Genomic DNA, 22,957 nt, shown 5'->3' on the forward strand with positions numbered 1-22,957 from the left:
GGCCTTCGGCACGCAGATCGCTCTGCTGCGACAGGGCGTGCCCGTGCTCGGCATTATCGACCAGCCGATCACCGGCGAGCGCTGGCTCGGTCGCATCGGCCATCAGACCGTCCTCAACGGCGAGCCGATCCACACGAGCCCGACCACGACCCTCGGCGAGGCCATCGTCTATACGTCAGCGCTTGAACAGTTCGACGCCGACAAGCGGGATCGGTTTTCGGCGCTCGCCTCCAGTGGTCTTTTCACCAGAATGTCGCATGACTGCTATGCGGCGGGCCTGCTGGCTCTCGGCGGAGTCGACCTGCTTCTGGAAAGCAATGTTTTCGACTACGACATCCTGCCCCAGATGCCGATCATACTCGGTGCAGATGGCGTCGTTACCGACTGGGACGGACAATTGCTTTGCGATGCATCGCGCTACGAAACCGTGCTGATGGCGGCGAATGAAGAACTCCACCGCGCGGCCCTGGTGCAACTCCGGAAACGGTGACGAGCAGCACCCATGTTTGCCTGGCTGCAAAGTTTCCCTTCCCCGCGGATGTGGTGTCGCCTGGTGTGATCGCCGGTGAGTGATCGCCAGACTAATTGCTCTTCGTCGCCTCGATCGTCGCTTGACAGTATGCAACCTTGCGCTTACTAAGTTGTAGGCCCAACCGTACAACTTGACTATGACCGCTGCAAAACCAATCTCGCCAGTTCAGTCGCTGCAAATCCCGGACCTGCCCGGGCCGAATGCTCCGCGGCGTGGATTGACCCACCCAGGGCGCTGGATCAGCGCCGTCATCGGGCTCGCGCTACTGGCGTTGATCGTCCGCGCCTTCGCCATCGGACAAATAAGGTGGGACGTGGTCGGGCAGTTCCTCACCGCCCGCGTCATCGTCATCGGGTTCGGCTGGACGCTGCTGATCTCGGCTTGCGCGTTGGCCCTGGGCATCGCCCTCGGCTTCGCGTTTGGCATCATGCGCACCGCCGCCAATCCGACATTGCGTTTTGCTTCATGGCTCTATGTCTGGATCTTTCGCGGCACGCCGGTGCTGCTGCAACTGCTGATCTGGTTCAACATCGGGCTGGTCTTCCCGAGGCTCTACATTCCGGGCCTGGTCGACGCGCGAATGGTCGACGTGGTGACACCCTTTGTCGCCGCTGTCCTGGGGCTCGGCGTCAACGAGGGCTCCTACCTCACCGAGGTGGTGCGTGGCGGCATCGGGTCCGTGGATCGCGGCCAGGTCGAGGCCGCGCATACCCTGGGCATGGCGCCCGGTCAGACGATGCGCAGGATCGTGTTGCCGCAGACCTTGTGGCTGATCCTTCCGGTGCTGGGCAACAGCGCCGTCGGCATGCTCAAATTCTCTTCGCTCGCCGCGACCATCGCCATGGGCGAGATGCTCAACGCGGCGCAGCGCATCTACTTCATCAACGGCGCGGTCATCGAGCTGCTCTTCGTCTGCGCCATCTGGTACCTGGCCGGAACCACCATGCTGTCGATCGGCCAATTCTATCTCGAGCAGCATTTCGGACGCGGTGCCGCCACGGCGGGAAACCGCAAGCAATGGTTCAAGATTAGCTCGTGGCGCGCCATGGCTTCGGGGGAAGCATGAGTCTCGCGGTCAAGGCGGTCGGCGTCCGCAAAAGTTTCGGCGGCCATGAGGTGCTGAAAGGCCTCGACCTCGAGGTCGCCTATGGCGAGGTGCTGTGCATCCTCGGCCCGTCGGGCAGCGGCAAGAGCACGTTCCTGCGCTGCGTCAACCACCTTGAGATTCCCAATGCGGGCTATGTCTGGGTGGACGGCTCGATCATGGGCTACGAGCTGCGCTCCGGTGTCCTGCAGGAACTGCCGGTTCGCTGCCTGCGCGCCCAGCAGAGCCAACTGGGGATGGTGTTCCAGCACTTCAATCTCTTCGCCCACCGGACGGTGCTGGGCAACGTCATCGAAGGGCCGATGGTCGTGCGCGGCCTGCGCCGCGCCGAGGCCGAAAAACGCGCCATGGCGCTGCTCGACCAGGTCGGCATGGCCGGGCGCGCGTCGAGCTATCCGGCGCAGCTTTCCGGCGGCCAGAAACAGCGTGTCGCCATCGCCCGCGCGCTTGCGATGGAGCCGCGCGTGATGCTGTTCGACGAACCGACCAGCGCACTCGACCCCGAGCTGGTGGGCGAGGTGCTCGAGGTCATGCGTGGCCTCGCCAAGGGCGGCACCACCATGGTGGTCGTCACGCATGAAATCGGCTTTGCCCGCGAAGTCGCCGATCGCGTGCTGGTGATGATCGACGGCGAAATTCGCGAGACCGGGAAACCCGAGCAGGTTCTCAGCAACCCCGGCGATCCGCGTGTCAGAACATTCCTTAGCCGCGTGCTGTCCTGAGATCAGGCCGCGCATAATTCAAAATGGGAGAAGACCAAAAATGAAACTAACGCTTTCGATCGCGCAGCGCCTTGCCGCCGCAGCACTTCTGGGCCTGGCTATCGGCAGTCCTGCCCGGGCCGCGACGGATGAAGCAGCGGCCGCGAAGCTGCCGGATGCCGTTCGCACCGGCGGCAAGCTCAATGTCACCATCAGCCTCGCCTACCCGCCGATGGAGTTCAACGACGCCGGCTCGACCGACCTCAAGGGCTTCGATATTGATCTGGCAAAGGCGATCGCCGAGCGGCTTGGTCTGACGGCCGATTTCCAGAACGTCGACTTTCCGCAGCTCATTCCGCAGGTCGTCACGGGCCGCTCCGACCTGATCATGACGGCCTTCTCCGACAAGGCCGAACGCCAGACGCAGCTGGACTTCATCGACTACTTCCAAACCGGCAACGTCTTCTATACCGCTGCCGAGCTGAAGGATTCTGTCAAGACCGAGGCCGACCTGTGCGGCAAGACGATCGCGGTTGCGACCGGCACCAGCTGGGTCACCTGGGCCGAGGATCTGAGCAAGACCACGTGTGCCGTCGACAAGCAGATGAACGTCATCCAGATCCCGACCCAGGCCGAGCACATCATGCAGATCAAGCAGGGTCGCGCGCAAGCCTCGATCATCGGCCTCGAAGGACTGCTCGACCTGATAAAGCAGGAGCCCGGCAAGTTCTACCAGATCGGCGCCGTCGGCGAGATCAACCACTACGGCATCGCCTTCGCCAAGCAGAGCAGCCAGTTGCGTGACGCGGTGCTGGCGGCTCTTAACGGTTTGAAGGCAGATGGCACCTATGTCGAGATTCTCGACCGTTACGGCCTGAAGGAAGCCGGGGTCGAGGAGTTCACGGTGAACGGCGAAAAGAAGTAGAGAGACCATGCCCCGACCTGATCGGACCAACCCGCCTGTCGTCGAGCCGCGCCTCGAAACAGGGCGCGCGGATTTCGGCCTGTCGCGGCTGCAGCTCGACGCCTATTCGGGCGAGCAGCTCTACCGGCAGCTTTACCGGATGCTGCGAGCGGCGATCCTGAGCGGGGATCTCGCCGAGGGCGAAGCCATTCCTTCGGAAAACCAGCTGCGCGACCAGTTCGGCATAGCGCGGACCACGGTTCGCAATGCGATGTCGCTGCTGGTGTCGGAGGGGCTGGTGCAGCAGGTCCGGGGCCGTGGAACGATCGTCTCGCACCGGCCGATCAGCCACAGCATCTGGAACTTCGGCAGCTTCACGGAACTCGCCCGCCGGCAGGGCCAGCGTCCGGTGACCCGGGTGCTGGAACATCAGGTCGAGGACGGCGAATTGCATCTCGTCCGCGCGCGCGGCCTCGCCAACGGCGAGGCCGTCACCTGGCTGAACATGGATACGTCGTGGCTGAGCCTTGAACTCTACCCCGGCATCGAACGCTACGATTTCGCAGAGCAGTCGCTCTACGAGACGCTGCGCCGCGATTATGGCCGTCATCCGATGCGCTCGGAGCTGCTGCTGACGGTCGTGCCGCCCTCGGAACGTCTGAGGGACGTCTTCGCCGGCGCGCCGGACGTGCCCGGCTACCTTTGCGCCAGTGGCGACGTGCTGGATGGCGACGACCGGTTGGTCGAGCGAACGTCGATCGTCTACTCGCCCGCGGTCAAGATGAAATTCGCGACCCGCTGGGGGCGCAGCACCGCGCAGCTCCCGTCGGGACGTGACCCAGGAGAACAGACATGAGCCGCTTCGGCGAAACCTTCACCAACCTCAAGCCGATCCTGGCGATGCTGCATCTCGCGGGCGACGGGCGCCAGGCAAAGCTCGAGCAGGCCGAGGAAGAGGCACGCATCCTTGCCGGCGAGGGCGTGGACGGCCTGGTGATCGAAAACTATTTCGGCGACGCCGAGGATGTCGAACGTGCGCTCGAGCGCATCAGCGGCTTAGGCCTCGGCAGCAGGATCGGCGTCAACGTGCTGCGTGACGACGCGTCCGCCTTTGCGTTGGCCGACCGCTATCCGGTGGATTTCATTCAGATCGATTCCGTTGCCGGCCACCTGCCACCGGAAGCCGATGCTCCCTTCGCCGCGGAACTGGCGGCCCGCAGGGCCGCCGTTCCGGTCCTGTTGCTCGGCGGCGTGCGCTTCAAATACAAGCCCGTTCTTTCTGGGCGACCGGAGGCCGAGGATGTCGAAATCGGCGCCGCACGCTGCGACGCGCTTGTCGTGACGTCCCGCGCGACGGCCGAGCCGACGGACCTCGACAAGGTGGCGAGGTTTCGCGCCGCGACGGGCGGTACGGTGCCGCTGGTGATTGGGGCCGGCATGACGGAAGCCAATGCCGCCAAACAACTGGCCGTCGCCGACGGCGCCATCGTCGGAAGCTGGCTCAAGCGCGATCATCGCGACACCGGCCCGGTGGAAGCCGACCACGTTGCGCGCCTGATGCGGGCCGTGCGCTCCGTGCGGATGGCGGCATGACCGGGTCGGATCATATCGTCGCCCGCCATGCGACAGCCGACGCTTTCGCCCGTTTCGGCGCGGTCTATGATCTGGCGGGTGGCAGCGACGAGAAGGTCGTCTGGACGGCCGGAAATGGCTGGCGGGACGGTTTCACCCACAAGCCGCTGATCGGCGGCAGCGGCCATCTCGGTATGACCAGTGGCGGCTCCGCTCCTTGGCATTGCGCTGAGATGGAACGGCACCTCGGCACGGAAGAGGCGATCTTCTGCGCGGATACGCCGATCGTGCTGGCCGTTGCTCCGGCTTCCGCGGCGCCGGCGCCGCGTCGCGACCAGATCGAAGCCTTCATAGTCTCGCCGGGGCAGGCGGTGGTGATGGACCGCGGCGTCTGGCATGACGCCTGCCGGGGCCTGACTCGACCGACGGCCTATTTCTGGATGGCGATCTGTGGGCTCGGCGCTAGTCCCTGGGTTCCGGTCGACGGCAGGCCGCTGCTTGTTCTTGCAGATGCGAGTCAGGGGTCGCCCGCGTGAGCGCCTTCTTCATCGGCGACGTCGCGCTGGACGAATATTACACGGCCGAGCGCTGGCCCGGTCCAGCCGACAAGGGCATGGTGAACGAGTTGCCGGCGGAAATCGGCGGCTCCATCGCCAACGCCGCCGTCGTGCATGCCTCGCTCGGCGGAGAAACCGAATTCATTTCGCTGCTGAACGACAGCGCGTTGTCGCGGAGCCTGATCGCGGACCTGCGCGCCAATAACGTCGGCGTGGCGCATATGCTTACCGACCCGGCCATCGCGGAATCCCGCAACCTGATCTTCCTCGTCGGCGGCGAGCACATCGTGCTGACGGTGGACATGGGCGAGCAGCCGATGTGGCTCAGGCCGGAGACGCTGGCGGCGCTGCGCTCGCCCGGCTTCCTCTACCTGACGCTCTACCGGGCTCGACGCTTGCGCAGCGGAACCGGCGAAGAGATGTTCGGACAGGCTTCGCTGCTGGCGGACTTGCGTGCGCACGGCCGCCGCGCCATCTTCGATCTGGACGTCGGCGGCTGCACGGAAGAGGATCTGCCGTATCTGACCAGGGCCGAGGTCGTCATCTTCAATCAGGTAGGCTTCCGCGCCGCCTTCGGCCATGACGATATCTCGCGCATCGGCGACTGGATGCGCGCGGCACAAATCGCATGGGTGGTCCGCACCGTGGCGGCCGAAGGGGCGCAAGCGAGCAATGGCGAGGAGATCGTGCGCGCCGCCGGTTATCCGGTCGAGGTCGTCGACGTGACCGGGGCCGGCGATACCTTTGGCGGCACGTTGACCTGGTGCCTGTCGCAAGGCCAGGCATTTGCGCACGCCCTCGATTTCTCGGTTGCGGCCGCGTCCCGCTCCGTCACGATTCATGGGCCGCGCGGCGGCAAGGCGCAGGTTGAGGACGTGTATCGCTGGCGCGAAGCAGCATTGCCAGCAATCGCCATGCGGCCCGAGGACCCGTTTCCAAAGAAGGACTAGTCCAGCGGCTTCACGGCCGGGATGCACGGGGGTGCTATGCGGCGAGCGTCAGCAAATCCCGTTCCGATACGCTGATCTGGGCCGCCGAGCCCACTGCAGGCGGCGGCGCATCTGGCCGGTTGAACGTATCGAGCGAAACGAAATGGTCGCCGACCTTAACTCGGACGCGGATGACGGAGCCGAGAAAATGTACCTCGGCGATGTGCCCAGACAGAATGACATTGCGTCCTTCATGCCGACCGAGCGCGACCGTCTCTGGCCGAAGCGCAAGGCTGACCTTGTCATCGATGGTTGCCGGCAACGCGCGGTTGAGCGTGACGGGAACATCGCCAACCCTGACCTTGCCCGTCTTGGCATCGATCACTGAAGCATCGATCAGGTTCAGCGTGCCGACGAACTGGGCGACGAAACGCGTTGCGGGGCGGTTGTAGACCTCGAAAGGCGTACCAACCTGGTCGGCTATGCCCTGGTGCATCACGACCACGCGATCGGACATCGACAGCGCCTCTTCCTGGTCGTGGGTCACGAAGATCGTCGTGATGCCGAGCTCGTGCTGGATGAGGCGGATTTCCTCGCGCAGGCTGACGCGGATCTTAGCATCAAGCGCTGACAGGGGCTCGTCGAGCAACAACACTCGCGGCTTGACCGCGAGCGCACGCGCCAGCGCAACGCGCTGCTGCTGGCCGCCGGACAACTGGAAGGGATAGCGCTCGCCGAGGCCGGGCAGGCCGATCAGCCTCAGCATGTCTGCGACGCGGGTATCGATCTCGGCTCTTGTCTTGCCGGCAACACGGAGGCCAAAACCGACATTCTGCGCGACGGTTAGATTGGGAAACAACGCATAGGCCTGGAACACCATGCCGATGTTACGCTGGTTCGGACGCAGGTTTGTCACGTCCTGACCGCCGATACGAATCGAGCCGGAACTCGGCGTCTCGAAGCCAGCCACCATGCGAAGAACGGTCGTCTTGCCGCATCCCGACGGCCCGAGGAAGGAAACGAATTCGCCCTTGTCGATGGCGAGGTTGAAGTCCTTCACGACGTGAACGGCGCCAAAGGATTTCTCCAGATGATTGATGTCGAGAAATGCCATGGCTAGCGCCTCGCGGTAGAAAACTTTGAGAAACGTGTGACGAGTTGGATCAGGCCCATGCAGGCCCAGGTGATGATGAACGCGATCACCGCCAGCGCCGAGGGTTCGTAAGCGCGATTGCCGCCCATCCAGACCATGAAGGGGCCGAAGCTGTTGATGTTCAGCAGCGCCGCAAAAACATATTCGCCGATCACGATGGCGAAGGTCAGGAAGGCGCCCGAAAGCACCGAGATCAGCACGTTGGGCAGGATGACTGTCGCCAGAATCCGGGTCCAGCTCGCGCCGAGACTCTGCGCCGCCTCGGTCAGGGTGGAGACGTCGATGGTGCGCAGGCCGGTGTCGACTGCCCGGTACATGTAAGGCAGGGCGAGTGTGGCGTAGCCGAAAAGCGTGAGGATATTGGTGCCCCACCAGCTTCCGGTCAGGGGCAGGATCGAAGACGTGTTGTAGATGCGGATATAGCCGAAGACGATGACGATCGGTGGGATCACCAGCGGCAACAGCGTGATGAATTCGATAAGGGGGCGGGCGGCCGGCAGGCGCAACCTTACCCAGTAGGCCGTCGGCACGACAATAAGCGCTCCAAGCACGATGGTGAGGAGCGCGAGCACGATGGAATAGCCAAACGTTTGCTGGAACTGCGGGTCGGTCACCACCACACGATAGGCTTCGAAGCTGTAGCCGTCGCGCTTCATGCGCATCGAGAATTCGAACATGCCGGCGAGCGGCAGCAGGAAATACAGCGAGCCGAAGAGAATGACGGCCCAAGACCAAGCGCGGCTGCCGTTCATTTGAGCCACCTCTCGGCGCGTATGCGCAGCAAGATGTAGACGGCGTTGGCCAAGGCGGTGAGGGCGATCATCGCAAAGGCGATGGCGTAGCCCAGGTGAGGATCGTTGAGCACATCGCCGCGGATTTGCGCGAAGAGCATGATCGGGACGATCGATAGCGACGATCCGGTCAACGCTATTGCCGTGGCAACGGCGCCGAAAGCGTTGGCGAACAGCAGAGCCAAGGTACCGAGCAGCGACGGCCACAGCACAGGCAGCGCGATCATGCGCCAGTACTGGCGGCCGCTGGCCCCCAGTATTTCGGCGGCTTCGCGCCACTCCCGCCGCAGGCCTTCGAGGGCCGGGGTGATGATGAGGACCATCAGCGGGATCTGGAAGTAGAGATAAGTGATGGAAAGGCCGAGAAAGGAGATGAGGTTGAAGCCGGATGCGTAGAGGTTCACCCCGAACCAGTCCCGCAGGATCAAGGTGACGAAGCCCAGTCGGCCGAGGGTGGCAATGAAAGCGAAGGACAGCGGCACGCCAGCGAAATTGGAGGCGACGCCGGAAAAGGTGGTGACGGTATTGCGCAGCCAGCGGGGCAGGTTGCCGAGCGTGATGGCCGCCGCGATCATGAACCCGAACAGGCAGCCAAGCACCGCCGTCAACAGGCTCAACTCGATCGAAATCCAGAAGGCCTGACGGATCGTCGGCGTGAACAGCGCCACAATGTTGTCGAAGGTCAGGTCGCCGTCGGCATTGCCGAACGCACCGATGACGATGTTCATGGTCGGCAGGATCAGGAACAGCAGGGCGAACAGCAGGAATGGGGTGACGCCCAGCCAGTTCAGCGCCTGACGGGTCCGGATGGCTGAGCCCACATATGCAATGTTCATCGTCATGCTGGAGCGGTCCCGGCGACCAAGTGATCGAGGCAGGCTCCGCACGGTTCGGCGGAGCCTGGTCTTGGGAGATGCGGACGTCAGCGCTTACTTGACGTTGGCGCCGACCACCTTGTCCCAGCCTTCGGTAACCGCGGTCTTGTTGGCGGCAAGTTCCTCGACGGTCGGGAAGATGGCGGCCTCGTAGGCAGCGGCGGGTGGCAATTTGTCGAGGAGTTCCTTGGGGAATTTGCCGGCCTTCGACATGGCGGCAAAACGGGCCGGGTGGCAGTAACCCTTCAGCCAGCCGGTCTGGCCTTCATCCGAGTAGAGGTACTCCATCCAGAGCTTGGCCGCGTTCGGATGAGGAGCGTAGGCGCTGATCGCCTGCACATAGACGCCCGCCACGACGCCCGACTTCGGCACCACGACATCCATGGGGGGATTGCCCTTTAGACCATCGCGCCAGGCCAGCAGGTTGTAATCCCAGGCGGCGACGATCGGGGTCTGCCCCTGCGCGATGGTTCCTGCCTTGCCCATGACCGGCACGAAGTTGCCGGACTTGTTGAGCTGAGCGAAGAACTCCAGACCCTTCTTGCCACCCTCTTCGCCTGCCTTCGCGCCCTGCGACAGGCCGGAAGACATGATCGCCAGGATGGCCTGCGAGGAGGAGCGAGGATCGCCGGTAAGGGAAACGGCGTTGGCGTAGTCGGGCTTCTGAAGGTCGGCCCAGTCGGTCGGGGTCGCCTTGATCAGGTCCTTGTTCACGCCGAAGGCCATCACCCCGTAATAGTCGCCGTACCAGTAGCCGTCGGCATCCTTGATGTTGTCCGGAATGTCGTTCCAGCTCGCCACCTTGTAGGGTTGGATCAGGCCGTCCGCTTTTGCCGAAGGAGCAAAGGCCAGGCCGAGGTCGACGACGTCGGGCGCCTGCGGGCCGGTGTTGCCCTTGTTGGCCTTGATCGCCTCGATCTCGTCGCCGGTCCCGGCATCCGGGTTCAGCTCGTTGATCACAATGCCGGGATATTTTGCCTTGAACCCAGCGATGACGTCGCCGTAGCCGCACCAGTCATGGGCCAGTGCGATCACGGTGAGCGCGCCTTCCTTGGTTGCGGCCGCGGCCAGGTCGCTCGCGGCGTCGGCGCGGGCAGCGCCGGCTAACGCGGTCAGCGCGAGCGCCGAGGCAATAGCCACACGGCTCGTTGTGTTGGCGAAGGCGTTCATCGATTTCTCCTGTTCAAGCGCCCCTTGGCGCCGTTGTTTGTGGTATTCCCCGGTATTCTGTCCCAGGCGAAGGCCGCCGGCCGAAGCAGGCGAGCGCGGCCAAGTCCAACCGCGCAATCTCCGGCGCGACCTCCCGTCGCCGATCCGCTCGCGAGAAAAGGTCTGCGATGGCCGTCTGATTGTCGCCAGAGTGCAACAATTGGACAAACTATCAATGTCCACTATGTTGGTTCACAGCATACCAATTTCATGCCGATGTCACATCCGGAACGGTCGATTGGCAAAGCAACAACAAGGACCAATACTACCCTTCGTGCGGATCGACCTCGCCGCCTCGATGCCGAAGTTCCGGCAGATACAGGACCAGCTCCGCACCGCAATCCTCCAGGGGCATCTGCGAGCCGGATCCCGCTTGCCGGCCAGCCGCGTTCTTGCCGACGAACTGGCCATGTCGCGCCCAACGATCGTGCGGGTGCTGGAGAACCTGAAGTCCGAAGGATACCTGGAGACGCGGCAGGGTTCGGGGACTTTCGTGGCGGGCGATCTTCCGCGTCAGTTACCCCGCCAGGGCCGGCCAAGAGGCGCCGCAACGCAAACGGAAACGGCCGCGCCGCGCCTGTCGCGGATCGGAGACCTTTCGCGCCTGATGGCCGCGGACCTTGGCAAGGCGGAATATCGCCCGTTTCTCCCCAATCACCCGGCTTTCGAGCGATTTCCCTTCGCTATCTGGCGAAAGTGCTTGAACATTGCCACCAGTGGCGGCCGCGCAAACGGTATGGGTTATGGCGATCCCGCCGGCGAGGCGGTGCTGCGACAACGAATAGCGGAGTATCTGGCGCTGCATCGGGGCGATCTGTGCGACCACGAGCAGATCGTGATTACCCCCGGCGGCCACAACGCCTTTGCGCTCGCTGCTCTGGCGTTGGGCAATCCGGGCGACAGAATCTGGCTTGAGGATCCTGGGCCGTTGACAGTCTGCAATCTGTTCCGGACGTTGGCGCTCAACGTCTGCCCAGTGGCAGTGGACCGCGATGGCATGGATGTCGGCCAGGCGATCAAGAAATACCCGGATGCGCGCTTTGCCTTCGCAATGCCGTCACGCCACCATCCGCTGGGCGTCACGCTGTCCCTGCCTCGTCGGCTGGCTATGCTCGACTGGGCAAGACAGCACGAGGCGTGGATCATCGAAGACGACTACGACAGCGAGTTCCGCTATGTCGGACCGCCGCTGCCGTCCATCCGCTCGGTCGACGGCCATGATCGCGTCATCTATGTGGGCACATTCAGCAAGGCGCTCTACCCGGCGATCCGCGTCGGCTATCTCGTGCTGCCCCCTCGGCTCGTCGGGACGTTCCGGAATCTGGCGGGCCTCATGAACCGCAGCGTTCCGGTCGACGTCCAACTTGCCCTGGCGGAGTTCATCGGCGGTGGGCATTTCGCGACGCATCTGAGGCGAATGCGCGACCTGTATACGGAGCGCCGCGCCGCCTTTATGGAAATAGGTGCAGGCGCTCTCGACGGCCTTGCACGGATCGACTGCCCCGACAGCGGGATGAACGCCATCGCCTGGCTCGAGAGCGGACGTGACGACGTCGCGGTACATCGGTCGGCAGTGGCCGCAGGCATCCAGTGTTTTCCTTTGTCGGACTACACGGTTGGCGCGAAAATGCCCGGTGCGCTCATTTTGGGGTTCTCTGGCGTGCCGGTCGAGAGAATGAAGCGTCACTTCAACACACTGGCCGATGCGATAGCACGAAGCTGACGCCGAAGCCGTCGGCTTGAACGGCTGATCATCCCGAAGGTGTTTCCGCTTCCGGCCCTGAAGATTACCTCACATCGGGGCCGATGGAGATGTACTCGGTCGAAGAGCAGACCTTCAAGATGAAGTACGCCTTCGTCCAACTGATCCGCAATGGCATCACGACCGCCCTGCCGATCACCTGGATGTTCTACCGCGAATGGGCGGAGACCTACGACGAGTTCGCCCGCTCGGCCGACAGCGCCGCCGAGATCGGCATCCTCGCCTATCTTGGTCCCTGCTACATGACCGGCGTGACCGTCATTCGCCAGGATGGCAGCTTCGACACGTTCTGGGACGAGGAGCGCGGCCTAAAGGGCTGGACACGGCCACGGCCTATGTGCGTGCCCCCGATGGGGCGCATGAGGGGTTGGTGCGCGGCATGCTGGCGCCTGACCGCATCGAAAATTGCACGCCCGAACTCATCCGTCGCTCGGCTAAGGCCAGCGAGGAGCTCGGCTGCCCCATCCGGCTGCATTGCTGCCAGGCGATGGACGAGTTCGAAACCATCGTTGAACGCTACGGCAAGACGCCGCTTGAGTGGCTCGCTTCACTCGATTTCCTGTCGAAGCGTGCACTGCTGCCGCACGGCGTCTACATCACCGGGCACAGCAAGGTGACGCGCACGGGCGACGATGTCGGTCTGCTGGTGCGGTCCGGCGCGACCCTCATTCACTGTCCGCTGGTCCTGTCGCGCTATGGGGGTTCGATGGAATCCTTTGCGCGGCTGAAGCGCCAGGGGATTCCGATCGGTCTGGGCACGGATACTTTCCCGCCTGACATGGTGGAAAACATGCGCCTGGGCATCAGCCTGTGCCGGGTGGCAGAGCATGATGTTGCCGCCTGCAGCGCGGCGGATTTCTACAACGCGGCCACGATCGTTGCGGCGGACTCGCTCGGCCGCCCCGATCTCGGCCGTCTCGCCGTGGGCGCCAAGGCGGACATGACGCTGTTCGATCTCTGCGCCTTCGAACTGGGCCAGGTGATCGACCCGATCCAGACCATGATGCTGAGCGGCTCCGGCCGCGACTTCAGGACCGTCATCGTCAACGGCCGTGTCGTCATGAAGGATCGCGAACTTCCAGGCGTCGACCTGCGCCTACAGGGATCGTGCGCAGAAGCAGTTCGACGGTCTGATCGAGAATATCCGCTGAGAACGTGGAAGCACCCGCCGTGTCGGAGATCTTCCACCCGCCCTTCGATTATATGTAAAGCCAAAGCGCCGGCTGGCGGCCGATTGCCTAAAGGCGTAGAGGTGGATTCGAAGCTCGGGGCAGGCTAGTCGCTCGGCCCGTTAGCTCCCATTCCGGTTCCGGCCCCAAAGCAGCTGCGCTCAGACCCTTGACTAACATGCATTCATCGACAGTCATCCTCCTAGTCCGTAGGTTCGCCAGACCGTAGGAGAAAATACGAGGAGAATTCGTTGGCGAACCATCCGCTAAAGTATTGATTTTCTGTCGAAAACAATGACCCTCAGCGACTCACATAATCGTTATTTACCAATAGGTTGCGAGGCAGTTCGCCGAAGCCGATTCAGCCACCCGGCCGCGTTTGCGGAATGGCAGCTTTGCGCCTTATGAAGTTATTCTGACATCCGGTCCGTGCACCGAAGGCGGACATGGTTGCCAGACGACAGGCGAACTTGGACTGGAGACTCTCTCAGTTAGCCCGCGGTCCATCCGCCGTCGACTAACAAGGAAGTTCCGGTGACGAGTGCCGATGCGTCAGAGGCCAGGTACACTACCGCGCCCATCAGATCTTCTACGCGCCCAAGGCGGCCGAGTCTGATGTTTGCAAGCACGGATTGCTTAAATGCGGGATCCAGCAGAAATGGCCGAGTCATTGGCGTTTCGATGAATGTGGGAGCGATGGTATTAACGCGGATCCCTTGCGGACCAAGTTCGATAGCCATTGCCTTGGTCAGACCCTCGACTGCGTGTTTTGAGGCACAATAGAGCGTCCGCTGAGGCGCGCCGACGTGGCCCATCTGGGAAGACATGAAAATTATCGATCCCCGGATGCTTTCGGATGCCATGCGATTGGCGACCGTCTGGCTGACAAAGAAGGACGCCTTAAGGTTGAGATCGACTACTGCGCGGTAGTCATCTTCCGTAACTTCGGTGAGCGGTTTTGGCCTGTTGGTGCCGGCGTTGTTAACAAGGATGTGGAAGGCAGGCTGCGTCGCCAGAATTTCGCGCACCATGGCGACGTCTGTGACATCCATTGTCAGTGCAGCCGCCGTGCCGCCAAGCTTCGCAATATCTGCCGCAACGGACTCGACCTCCGTTGCAGTGCGGGCGGCAAGGACGACCTCGGCGCCGGCCTCAGCAAGCGCCGCGGCCATTGCCGCCCCAATCCCACGTCCGGCGCCCGTGACCAGCGCCCGTCGTCCGTCAAGACGGAATGACGGCGTTTCCGGCAAGCTGGCGGGGGCAGCGTCAACCATCACTCGGCTGCCTGCGCATAGGGAACGTTGCGGCCGCCGTATCGACGTACCCTGATGTTGGCCTGCTCGGCATGGCCGAGGAAGCCCTCGAGCACGCACAGCCGCGAGCAGTATTCGCCGATCATGGCCGACGCCTCATCGGTCAGGACGCGCTGGTATGTACTGGTCTTCATGAATTTGCCAACCCACAGACCGCCGGTGAAGCGGGCATTACCGAGTGTCGGTAGGGTGTGGTTTGTGCCGATGACCTTGTCGCCGTAGGCAACGTTGGTGCGGGGGCCGAGGAAGAGGGCGCCGTAATTCGTCATGTTGGCGAGGAAGTATTCCGGATCGCGGGTCATCACCTGCACATGTTCGGACGCGATCCAGTCGGCTTGCGCCACCATCTCCTGCTCGCTGTCGCAGACGATGACCTGACCGTAGTCGGCCCAGGCCTGGCGGGCGATCGTCGCGGTTGGGAGGATTTCGAGGAGCCGCTCTACCTCGGTGAGAGTGTCCTGTGCCAGACGCGCGGAATTCGTGAGCAGGATTGCTGGCGAATTCGGGCCATGCTCGGCCTGACCGAGAAGGTCCGTCGCACAGAGCTCTGCATCGACCGTCTCGTCGGCAATCACCAGCGTTTCTGTCGGCCCGGCAAGCAGGTCGATGCCAACGCGCCCGAACAGCTGCCGCTTTGCCTCGGCCACATATGCATTGCCAGGACCGACTAGAAAGTCGACGGCGGCGATGGTCCCGGTCCCTATCGCCATTGCGGCGATCGCCTGAATGCCGCCAAGGACATAGATTTCGTCCGCACCGGCAAGCGCCATCGCGGCAATCACTGCCGGTGCGGGCTTGCCATGGAAAGGCGGCGTCATGGCCACCACCCGCTTCACGCCGGCGACCTTCGCCGTGATGACGCTCATATGGGCAGACGCCACCAGCGGATATTTTCCACCCGGAACGTAGCAGCCGACCGAGTTCATCGGAATGTTCCTGTGGCCCAGCACCACTCCCGGCAGGGTCTCGACCTCCACGTCCCGAAGCGCGTCTTTCTGGATCTCGGCGAAGCGTCTGATCTGGGCCTGTGCGAAGCGGATGTCATCGAGATCTCGTGGCGCCACCTGAGCGATGCATTCGTCGATCTCGGCCTGCGACAGGCGGAAATTCTCCGGTGCCCATCTGTCGAATTTTTCCGAATAGTGACGCACGGCTTCGTCGCTACGTTGTTCGACATCCGCCAAGATGGCCTCCACTGCCGCCTTGACGGCCGCGTGGTCATTGACCTTCTCGACCGATGAACGGCCTTCTTTCAGCACACGTATCATTGGAACACCCTGTTCAGAAGCCGACGGAGCGGAGATAGGCGAGACTGGCCCGCGCATCGTCGGCCGGATTGAGCGAAATGGTCGGATCAATGTCCTGTTCGACCGTCGCGGCCCCGTCGTATCCGGTCTCCTGCAATGCGGTTGCCAGTCCGGCCCAATCGACAACACCTTTTCCCAGCGGGCAAAAGATCTTCTGCTCGATTGCCGTCAGAAAGGGGACGCGGTCTGCAAGTACGCGTTTGTGGATGACAGGATCGATATCCTTGAAATGGAAATACCGTACTCGAGACGCATGCCGGCGGTAAAAAGCGACGGGATCGATGCCTGCATAAGCCATGTGGCCTGTATCTATGCAGATGCCGACCCTGTCCGGATCCAGCCGTTCAAGGACCGTCTCGATTTCATCTTCGAATTCGATGTAGCAGCCAGCATGCTGATGAACGACAGGCATGACCCCATGGGCGAGTGCGAGGTTAGCGATGCGGTCGATCAGCCCGACGAGATGGTCGAGGCGTTCCGTCCCTAAGGGCCGGGCGAGATCACGCCGCCCGGCTGTGTTCATCCGCTCCGGCGAAATGTGATCGATCGTGACAAGATACTTTCCGCCAGCGGCTGCAAGCAGACGCACGGTGCGGTCGGCCACGTCCAGCACCGACCGGGCCTTCTCCGGACTGTGCAGATCCTGAAAGACGAATCCGGCAACTACAGCGAGGTTGCGACGGTCAAATTCGGGGCGAAGAACTGCGGGGTCTGTCGGGTAGTAGCCGTAAGGACCGAGCTCGGTGTAGCCGTAACCAGCGGCGCTGATCTCGTCCATCACCTGCGGCCATGCCGGATTTTTGGGATCGTCGGCGTAATCGACCCCCCAGGATACGGGCGCATTGGCAAGTTTGACGAGCATCTGGATATCCTCTGGCTGTGCATCCTGCGTCGCTCCGACGGATGCGGACGACAGGGGCACGATAAAACACGTTTTGCATAGCAATGCAATACGGCAAAGTCGCTTGCCTGGGTGCCCAGGTCTGAGACTGCTGCGTGCCGTCGATGCCGTCTCTTTGAATTAAATGAATAAAATCAGTTACCTATCAAGGCTGCCATGACTTCCTGAACCGGCGATCCAGGGTATGAAGGTCCTGGCGTGAGGGCGCCGATCTTCAACCATGCGACCGCTCCCGATGTCCGGAGCAGACCTGGCGCCATTTACCGGCCCGTCGCAGCCAAAAATCGGCTTTGCCCGGCATTTTTCGTATGCCGCCAGAAAATATATGCGCAGCAAATTTCGTTGCGCTTACAGCATGTTATCGCGAAATCTGTGTTCTGATAGCATAGCAATGCAAGATTCTTGTTGCATTGCTATGCAAATTGGCGTTTGGTGATAGCGTCTCGCTTACTTGGCGGGTCGGTTTCATGAGCAGGGAGGAAGCCATGATAAAGGGTAATATCAAGAGGAAGCTTGCATTCGGTCTCGGTATTCTGTCGCTGTCGGGTCCGGCTGCGTTCGCCGGGGATCTCGGGAACGTCTATGTGGGCGTCGGCAGCGCGTCCAGCGAGTACTGGGCAGCGTTTATCGAAGGGGCAAAAGCCGTCGCCGGGTCGAAAGGCAAGGACGTCAATGTCATTGTCAGCGATTTCAACGGCCAGAAACTGCTCGAACAGTTCGGGGCGGTCTTCGCCACCGGCTGCGATGGTTGCGCGATTGCCGTAGACCCCGCATCCAACGCCTTCACCAAGGCCATTGTGGAGCGGGCAGGTGATGCGGGCGCCAAAATTGTCAATCTGTGGAACCGGCCCGACGACATTCATCCCTGGGATACGGCATCTGATGCCTGGGTTGCGAACATATCCTTCGACGGAGTTGATTCCGGTTACCGGAACGGCATGGAGCTGTGCAAGGTGCTCAAGGGCAAAGGCAACATCGCCGCGCTCGAGGGCATTCCCGACAATCCGCCCGCCAAGCAGCGCCTTGCCGGCCTGAAAAAGGCGGTAGCCGAGTGCCCGGGCATGAAACTGCTCGACGTTCAGGTCGGCAACTGGGACCAGACCCAAGGCCAGAGCATTACCCGCGCCTGGCTTACAAAGTACGGCACAAATCTGAACGGCATTTTTTCATCCAATGACGGCATGGCGCTGGGCGCCGTGGCTGCCCTGCGTGAGCAGGGCCTGGGAGGCAAGATCCCTGTCACGGGCTCAGACGGCTCAAGCGATGTCCTGCGGCTGATCAAGTCGGGAGAAATGCTGTCGACGATGTATATTGATGGCTTCGTTCAGGGCGCTACAGCAACGGCGCTCGCTGTCGGTGCCGTAACTGGTGATGTCGACGCTTCTAGGCTGAGCGAGAAGCAGCGTGACTTCTACCTTTCGCAGACCCTGGTCAACAAGGACAATGTCGACGCGATACTCACCAAGAAGAACGATCCGGCCTCCTACACCTATGACAAGGTGAAGGCCAATTTCTGGCAGGCCTCTGTGGGTCAGATACCAGCTGGTGCAAACAAGTAAGCCGGGTGCTGGTCTGTCATGGCACTTACGGAAAATGCAGCCATCAAAGCCTCCCCGCACGCAAGTGCCGGGGGGCAAGTGGGCCGGGCAAGTCCAAGCCGACGGCTTCCATTGAGGGAACTCGGTCCGGCCGCAACGCTCGCAGCCCTCATCCTATTTTTCTCTCTTGCAAGTCAGCAATTCCTGTCAATTGCCAACCTGAAAGTCGTTCTGGAATCGAGCGCCATACCGGTTGTCCTCGTCGTAGGCCTCACGTTCATCCTGATCCAGGGCTCCATTGACCTGTCGATCGAGGGGGTCATGGCGGCGTCGAGTATGCTGGTCTCGCTGCTCATCGCCAATTCGGTAACTGGTTCCGACATGGGCTGGTGGGCCATTCTGGCCGGTGCCTGCCTCGGTTCGGCTTTCGGCCTCGTAAACGGACTTGTGTATGCACTGCTGCGACTGCCATCCCTCATTGTAACACTGGCAACGTGGTTTGTCGGGCTGGGGGTAGCAACCCTGCTTTTCCCGGGCCGTCAGCCGCAGATTCTTGATGAGAGACTGACGCGGCTCGCGCTGGACAAGAGCCTCGGCGTTTCTGCGCTGGTCTTTCTGGCGCTCGTTGTCGCAGTGCTTGGCTGGCTGATGCAGACCTATACACAGTTCGGGCGAATTTCCTACGCCATCGGCCGCGATGAAAAGACTACGAAGCAGTCGGGACAGCGCGTTCGTCTTCACAAGATCCTCGCATTTGCGCTTATGGGACTTATATCCGGCGTTGGCGGCATCATGATCTCGGCCCAGCTCGCAGTCGGCAATCCGGCGGCAGGCGAGGGGTTCCTCTTTCCGGCAGTCAGCGCGGCCGTGATCGGCGGAACGCTTCTCAGTGGCGGCACAGGTGGCGTGCTTCAATCGATCATCGGTGTTTTCATTCTCGAGGTCCTGCGCAATGGCATGATCCAGCTTGGGGTTGACCCCTATTTGCGGCATGTCGCTGAAGGGCTGACTATTATCGGGGCCCTGGTTGTCGGCAACTGGAGCCTTCGGGCACGGCTGAGGATCGTGAAATGACCCCGGTTCTTTCGGCAAGGAACATTGGCAAGACCTATCCTGGCGTACGTGCCCTGCATGACGTGAGCATGGAACTGCGCCCGAACGAGGTTCTGGGTCTCATTGGCCAGAACGGTTCCGGCAAGTCGACGCTGCTCAAGATTCTTTCAGGCATGGAACAGCCCAGCACCGGGAAGCTCAGTCTCCGCGGCCAGGAGGCCGTGATACGGTCACCGCTGGCCGCGGCGAGGATGGGGATCGGACTGGTCCATCAGGAGCAGTCACTCATCACGAACCTGACGGTTGCCGAGAATATCTTCTTCGACAAGCCATCGCCGCATCGCCGGTTCGGCATCTACAACTGGAGAGGTTTCAATCGTGAGGCTGCGCGACAGCTCGCAAAGCTTGAATGCGACATCGCCCCTGACACCAGGGTTGATGCGCTGAGCTTTCCTGACCGGCAGATGGTCGAGTTCGCCAAGGTGCTGGCAATCGAGGAGCTGGTGGACCAGCCACTTGTCATCCTGTTTGACGAACCAACATCACTCCTCAGTCCATCAGAAGTGGATGACCTGTTTCGTCAGATCAGGCGGCTGCGGTCGCGCGCATCGATCGTTTTCGTATCACACCGGATGGAGGAGGTGCTCGAGATCTCCGACCGCGTGCACGTCATGGTCAATGGCGAGAATGTCGCGGAAAGAACGCGCGATACCACGAATCATGAGGAACTCTACCACCTGATGGTCGGCTCCCGGCGTTCCGACGACTACTATCAGGAAAGTGGCCGCGAGCCGGTGAGGGCGGCAGCGCCCCGACTGGTCGTCGAAGGTCTTTCGGCACCGGGCAGGTTTCGTGACGTGTCGCTTTCGGCAAGGCCGGGCGAGATCGTCGCGGTAACGGGGGTGGCGGGATCGGGGGCAGAAACTTTCTGTCGCGCCATCTTCGGCGCAGAAGACGGAGTACGCGGTATTGTCAGGATCGCCGGCGAGAAACTGGCATCGTCCGCCCTGCCGGACGCGGCAATCCGTTCAGGCGTCGGGTATGTCCCCGCGGAACGGAAACTGGAAGGTGTCATCGTCGGGCGCACTGTTCTCGAAAATATCGTCCTCACCTTCGGCCCGCAGATGGGAAAGGCTGGACTGATCAACCGCAGGAAGGAAACCGGGGAGGCGCTTTCGTGGATCAACCGGCTTCGTGTCAAAACGCCTTCACCTGTCGAATACGTCGAGCGTCTGAGCGGAGGCAACCAGCAGAAGGTTTCTCTTGCCAAGTGGCTGATGTCGGACCGCCTCCAGGTACTGATCCTCGACCACCCGACCCGTGGCCTTGATCCTGGTGCCAAGGCCGATCTCTTCGGTGTGATGAGGGAGCTTGCCCGCCAGGGGCTTACCATCGTCTTCGTCTCCGAAACACTCGAGGAGACGCTGGGCATGGCAGATACCGTAATCGTCATGCGCGATGGCGAAGTGTCGGCCAGATTTGAAGATCTCTGCCTGCATAAGCCGAGACCCGAACAAATTGTCGAGGCCATGGTATGAGCAGACCTAGTCCAGAAACTTCCGTGGGACAGGCTGGCGAACAGACCGCCTCGATCGGGCGCATCGAGATTGCCCGCAAGCTGAAGTCAATCGCCGTTCCGGCGATAGCGCTTGCCGGACTATTCTCGACCATCGCGTGGGTCCAGCCGAAGCTCCTGTCGTTGCGCGCCCTGGCCGCACTCGCAACAGATGCCACACCGCTGCTGATGCTTGTCATGGGCAGTGCGGTGGTCATCCTGCTGGGGGGCATCGACCTGTCGGTCGCAACCATGGCCTCGTTTGCGGCCGTGACATTTGTCATCCTGAACCCGGCGCTGGGGGAGCTGGCGTTTGTCGCGGTGGTTGTCCTTGGCGGCATTATCGGGGCGTTACAGGGCTATGTTCATCATCGGGCCCAGATTCCGTCCTTTGTCGTAAGCTTCGGCTCGCTGGGGATGCTTTACGGAATTACCCACTTCATCTCGAACGCCACCGCGGCTCCCCTGTCGCAACCGTCAGCGGTCATCTCATTCTTCGGCGGCCGCACGGCCGGACTCCCGAACGGCGTGATTGTCGTTCTGGTGTCAGCGGCCACTCTCGGCATCCTGTTCCGGTTTACCCGCCTCGGTCGCGAGATCTTTGCAGTCGGCGCTTCAGAAAGGGCGGCTCTTCTGTCCGGGGTGAAGACCCTTCGCGTGAAAGTGCTTGCGTTCGCGATTTCGGCAGTCTGTGCGTCGGTCGCCGGCCTGCTCCTTCTCGGGCAAACCGGCTACAGCTCGCCTGCAATGGCGAACAACTATCTCCTCCCGGCAGTTGTGGGGGTTGTGGTTGGCGGTACCGCTATTTCGGGAGGCATAGGAGGCATAGCCTGTGCCCTCATTGGCGGGCTCATAGCCGGCCTGGTACGCATCGGCACCGTTATTGTCGGTCTGAATCCGGCATACCAGAACATTGTCTTCGGCGTGGTCATCGTCATAGCCGTCGCCATCACGATCGATCGCGAAAAGATCGGTATTATCAAGTAAGCCAAAGGTGAAGAGATGCCAGAACACAGGCGGCTGCAGCTGGCACTGTTCGGGGCCGGCCGCATGGGCACCATTCATGCGGCAAACATTGCAAGGCACCCCGGCGCCGCGCTCGCTGCGGTCATCGATCCCGATATCACCGGCGCCCGCCAGCTGGCTGAAACATTCCAGTCGCAGGTCCGCGCGCCAGCGGACGTTTTCGACGACCCGGACATCGATGCAATCGTCATTGCCAGTGCCGCCTCCACCCACCCCGAACTGATTGACCAGGCGCTGGCGCGCCGCAAGGCCATCTTCTGTGAGAAGCCACTCGCACGTGATCTCGATACTGTCCGCTCGGTGGTCGCCGCCGTAGAGGCGTCCGGTACACCTTTCCTGCTGGCATTCAACCGTCGCTTTGACCTCGGTTTTTCGTCACTGGCCTCGCGGCTGCAGCAGGGTGAGGCGGGATCTCCCGAGCTGGTACTGCTGACCAGCCGTGATCCCGGACCACCGCCGCTTGACTATATCGTGGCTTCGGGCGGCATCCTTCGTGAGACCACCATCCATGACATTGACATGGCGCGGTGGCTGACCGGTGAGGAACCGGAAAGCGTCCATGCCATGGGCGCTTCGCGGACTGACCCGCGGATCGCTGCAGCAGGACACGCTGACACCGTCATCGTTACCCTGAAAATGCCTAGCGGAACGCTCGTCGCGATCAACAATTCCTGGCGCGCTACCTATGGCTATGACCAGCGCGTCGAAGTCCTCGGCGCGAACGGTATGCTCCAGCTCGGCAATGTCCTGTCCACCCCTGTTGTGGGCTGGAACTCCCAGGGCGGGCTGTCCGACAGGCCACAGCCTTTCTTTCTTGAACGATATTCCGACGCTTACAGGCGGGAGCTCGACTATTTTGTGAGCCGGCTGCAGGAGGGCGGCGCCATGTCGCCTAGTGCTGCAGACGGCCTGAAGGCGCTCGAGATTGCAGAAGCAGCCGAAGAATCAATGAAATCGGGCCAGGTGATCAGGCTCTCCTGACCCCTGGCCCATAAAGTCCTGCCC

22 protein-coding genes are annotated in these 22,957 nt (G+C 62.0%); 15 read left to right on the forward strand and 7 right to left on the reverse strand.

What is annotated here, in order from left to right; genetic code table 11:
• The 8 genes from EOA38_RS05180 to EOA38_RS05215 form a co-directional block, all read left to right on the forward strand.
• A partial coding sequence (locus EOA38_RS05180; protein ID WP_281060085.1) for an inositol monophosphatase family protein occupies window positions 1-490 on the forward strand: 490 nt, incomplete at its 5' end.
• A gap of 259 nt (window positions 491-749) precedes the next feature.
• Window positions 750-1,598, forward strand: coding sequence for an amino acid ABC transporter permease (locus tag EOA38_RS05185; RefSeq protein WP_245480767.1), 849 nt, complete (start codon window positions 750-752; stop codon window positions 1,596-1,598).
• Window positions 1,595-2,359 carry an amino acid ABC transporter ATP-binding protein gene (locus tag EOA38_RS05190; RefSeq protein WP_127298656.1) on the forward strand — a complete coding sequence of 255 codons (765 nt, stop codon included), beginning with the start codon at window positions 1,595-1,597 and terminating at the stop codon, window positions 2,357-2,359. Before EOA38_RS05185 ends, EOA38_RS05190 begins: the two co-directional genes overlap by 4 nt.
• Window positions 2,360-2,399: 40 nt before the next feature.
• A complete protein-coding gene (locus EOA38_RS05195) occupies window positions 2,400-3,263 on the forward strand; it encodes an ABC transporter substrate-binding protein (RefSeq protein WP_127298657.1) in 864 nt (287 codons plus the stop codon).
• A 7-nt stretch (window positions 3,264-3,270) separates the two neighbouring features.
• Entirely contained in the window at window positions 3,271-4,098 is an 828-nt protein-coding gene (locus EOA38_RS05200) for a GntR family transcriptional regulator (protein ID WP_127298658.1), read from the forward strand.
• Window positions 4,095-4,835, forward strand: a complete 741-nt coding sequence (locus tag EOA38_RS05205) for a BtpA/SgcQ family protein (protein WP_127298659.1) — start codon at window positions 4,095-4,097, stop codon at window positions 4,833-4,835. Before EOA38_RS05200 ends, EOA38_RS05205 begins: the two co-directional genes overlap by 4 nt.
• Window positions 4,832-5,350 carry an ureidoglycolate lyase gene (locus EOA38_RS05210; protein ID WP_127298660.1) on the forward strand — a complete coding sequence of 173 codons (519 nt, stop codon included), beginning with the start codon at window positions 4,832-4,834 and terminating at the stop codon, window positions 5,348-5,350. The genes EOA38_RS05205 and EOA38_RS05210 overlap by 4 nt, the downstream gene beginning before the upstream one ends.
• Window positions 5,347-6,321 carry a carbohydrate kinase family protein gene (locus tag EOA38_RS05215; protein ID WP_189434499.1) on the forward strand — a complete coding sequence of 325 codons (975 nt, stop codon included), beginning with the start codon at window positions 5,347-5,349 and terminating at the stop codon, window positions 6,319-6,321. The genes EOA38_RS05210 and EOA38_RS05215 overlap by 4 nt, the downstream gene beginning before the upstream one ends.
• A 34-nt stretch (window positions 6,322-6,355) precedes the next feature.
• Here the strand turns inward: EOA38_RS05215 and EOA38_RS05220 are convergent, their stop codons facing one another.
• The 4 genes from EOA38_RS05220 to EOA38_RS05235 form a co-directional block, all read right to left on the reverse strand.
• Complete coding sequence (locus EOA38_RS05220) at window positions 6,356-7,414, reverse strand: ABC transporter ATP-binding protein (RefSeq protein ID WP_127298662.1); 1,059 nt, start codon at window positions 7,412-7,414, stop codon at window positions 6,356-6,358.
• 2 nt (window positions 7,415-7,416) lie between these two features.
• Entirely contained in the window at window positions 7,417-8,205 is a 789-nt protein-coding gene (locus EOA38_RS05225) for an ABC transporter permease (RefSeq protein ID WP_127298663.1), read from the reverse strand.
• Window positions 8,202-9,080, reverse strand: a complete 879-nt coding sequence (locus tag EOA38_RS05230; RefSeq protein WP_127298674.1) for an ABC transporter permease subunit — start codon at window positions 9,078-9,080, stop codon at window positions 8,202-8,204. The genes EOA38_RS05225 and EOA38_RS05230 overlap by 4 nt, the downstream gene beginning before the upstream one ends.
• 93 nt (window positions 9,081-9,173) lie before the next feature.
• Window positions 9,174-10,289, reverse strand: a complete 1,116-nt coding sequence (locus EOA38_RS05235; RefSeq protein ID WP_127298664.1) for an ABC transporter substrate-binding protein — start codon at window positions 10,287-10,289, stop codon at window positions 9,174-9,176.
• Window positions 10,290-10,566: 277 nt separating this feature from the next.
• On the opposite strand from EOA38_RS05235, the gene EOA38_RS05240 reads away from it, so the two are divergent.
• Together EOA38_RS05240 and EOA38_RS05245 are read left to right on the forward strand one after the other, a co-directional pair.
• A complete protein-coding gene (locus EOA38_RS05240; RefSeq protein ID WP_189434503.1) occupies window positions 10,567-12,051 on the forward strand; it encodes a PLP-dependent aminotransferase family protein in 1,485 nt (494 codons plus the stop codon).
• Between the two features lie 196 nt (window positions 12,052-12,247).
• Window positions 12,248-13,369: an amidohydrolase family protein gene (locus tag EOA38_RS05245; protein WP_127298666.1), complete on the forward strand. Its 1,122-nt coding sequence runs from the start codon at window positions 12,248-12,250 to the stop codon at window positions 13,367-13,369.
• Between the two features lie 381 nt (window positions 13,370-13,750).
• Here the strand turns inward: EOA38_RS05245 and EOA38_RS05250 are convergent, their stop codons facing one another.
• From EOA38_RS05250 to EOA38_RS05260, 3 genes are read right to left on the reverse strand one after another with little or no spacing between them, the layout of a single operon-like run.
• Window positions 13,751-14,533 (reverse strand): glucose 1-dehydrogenase, encoded by a 783-nt coding sequence (locus EOA38_RS05250; protein ID WP_127298667.1) that lies wholly within the window; start codon window positions 14,531-14,533, stop codon window positions 13,751-13,753.
• Complete coding sequence (gene hisD / locus EOA38_RS05255; protein ID WP_127298668.1) at window positions 14,533-15,840, reverse strand: histidinol dehydrogenase; 1,308 nt, start codon at window positions 15,838-15,840, stop codon at window positions 14,533-14,535. Before hisD ends, EOA38_RS05250 begins: the two co-directional genes overlap by 1 nt.
• A 13-nt stretch (window positions 15,841-15,853) precedes the next feature.
• The gene (locus EOA38_RS05260; protein WP_127298669.1) at window positions 15,854-16,741 is read right to left on the reverse strand and encodes a TIM barrel protein; all 888 of its coding nucleotides are present in this window, start codon (window positions 16,739-16,741) and stop codon (window positions 15,854-15,856) included.
• A gap of 506 nt (window positions 16,742-17,247) precedes the next feature.
• Between EOA38_RS05260 and EOA38_RS05265 the strand changes: the two genes are divergently transcribed.
• The 5 genes from EOA38_RS05265 (at window position 17,248) to iolG (ending at window position 22,933) form a co-directional block, all read left to right on the forward strand.
• Complete coding sequence (locus tag EOA38_RS05265) at window positions 17,248-18,339, forward strand: sugar ABC transporter substrate-binding protein (RefSeq protein WP_245480768.1); 1,092 nt, start codon at window positions 17,248-17,250, stop codon at window positions 18,337-18,339.
• Window positions 18,340-18,450: 111 nt separating this feature from the next.
• Window positions 18,451-19,392 (forward strand): ABC transporter permease, encoded by a 942-nt coding sequence (locus tag EOA38_RS05270; protein ID WP_245480769.1) that lies wholly within the window; start codon window positions 18,451-18,453, stop codon window positions 19,390-19,392.
• Window positions 19,389-20,909, forward strand: coding sequence for a sugar ABC transporter ATP-binding protein (locus EOA38_RS05275; protein ID WP_127298671.1), 1,521 nt, complete (start codon window positions 19,389-19,391; stop codon window positions 20,907-20,909). The genes EOA38_RS05270 and EOA38_RS05275 overlap by 4 nt, the downstream gene beginning before the upstream one ends.
• A 23-nt stretch (window positions 20,910-20,932) precedes the next feature.
• On the forward strand, window positions 20,933-21,913 hold the full coding sequence (locus tag EOA38_RS05280; protein ID WP_245480770.1) for an ABC transporter permease: 981 nt from the start codon (window positions 20,933-20,935) through the stop codon (window positions 21,911-21,913).
• Between the two features lie 15 nt (window positions 21,914-21,928).
• Complete coding sequence (iolG, locus tag EOA38_RS05285) at window positions 21,929-22,933, forward strand: inositol 2-dehydrogenase (protein ID WP_127298673.1); 1,005 nt, start codon at window positions 21,929-21,931, stop codon at window positions 22,931-22,933.
• Window positions 22,934-22,957 lie beyond the last annotated feature (24 nt).

The organism is Mesorhizobium sp. M1E.F.Ca.ET.041.01.1.1 (assembly GCF_003997355.1).
In the GTDB taxonomy this organism is placed as follows: Bacteria; Pseudomonadota; Alphaproteobacteria; order Rhizobiales; family Rhizobiaceae; genus Mesorhizobium.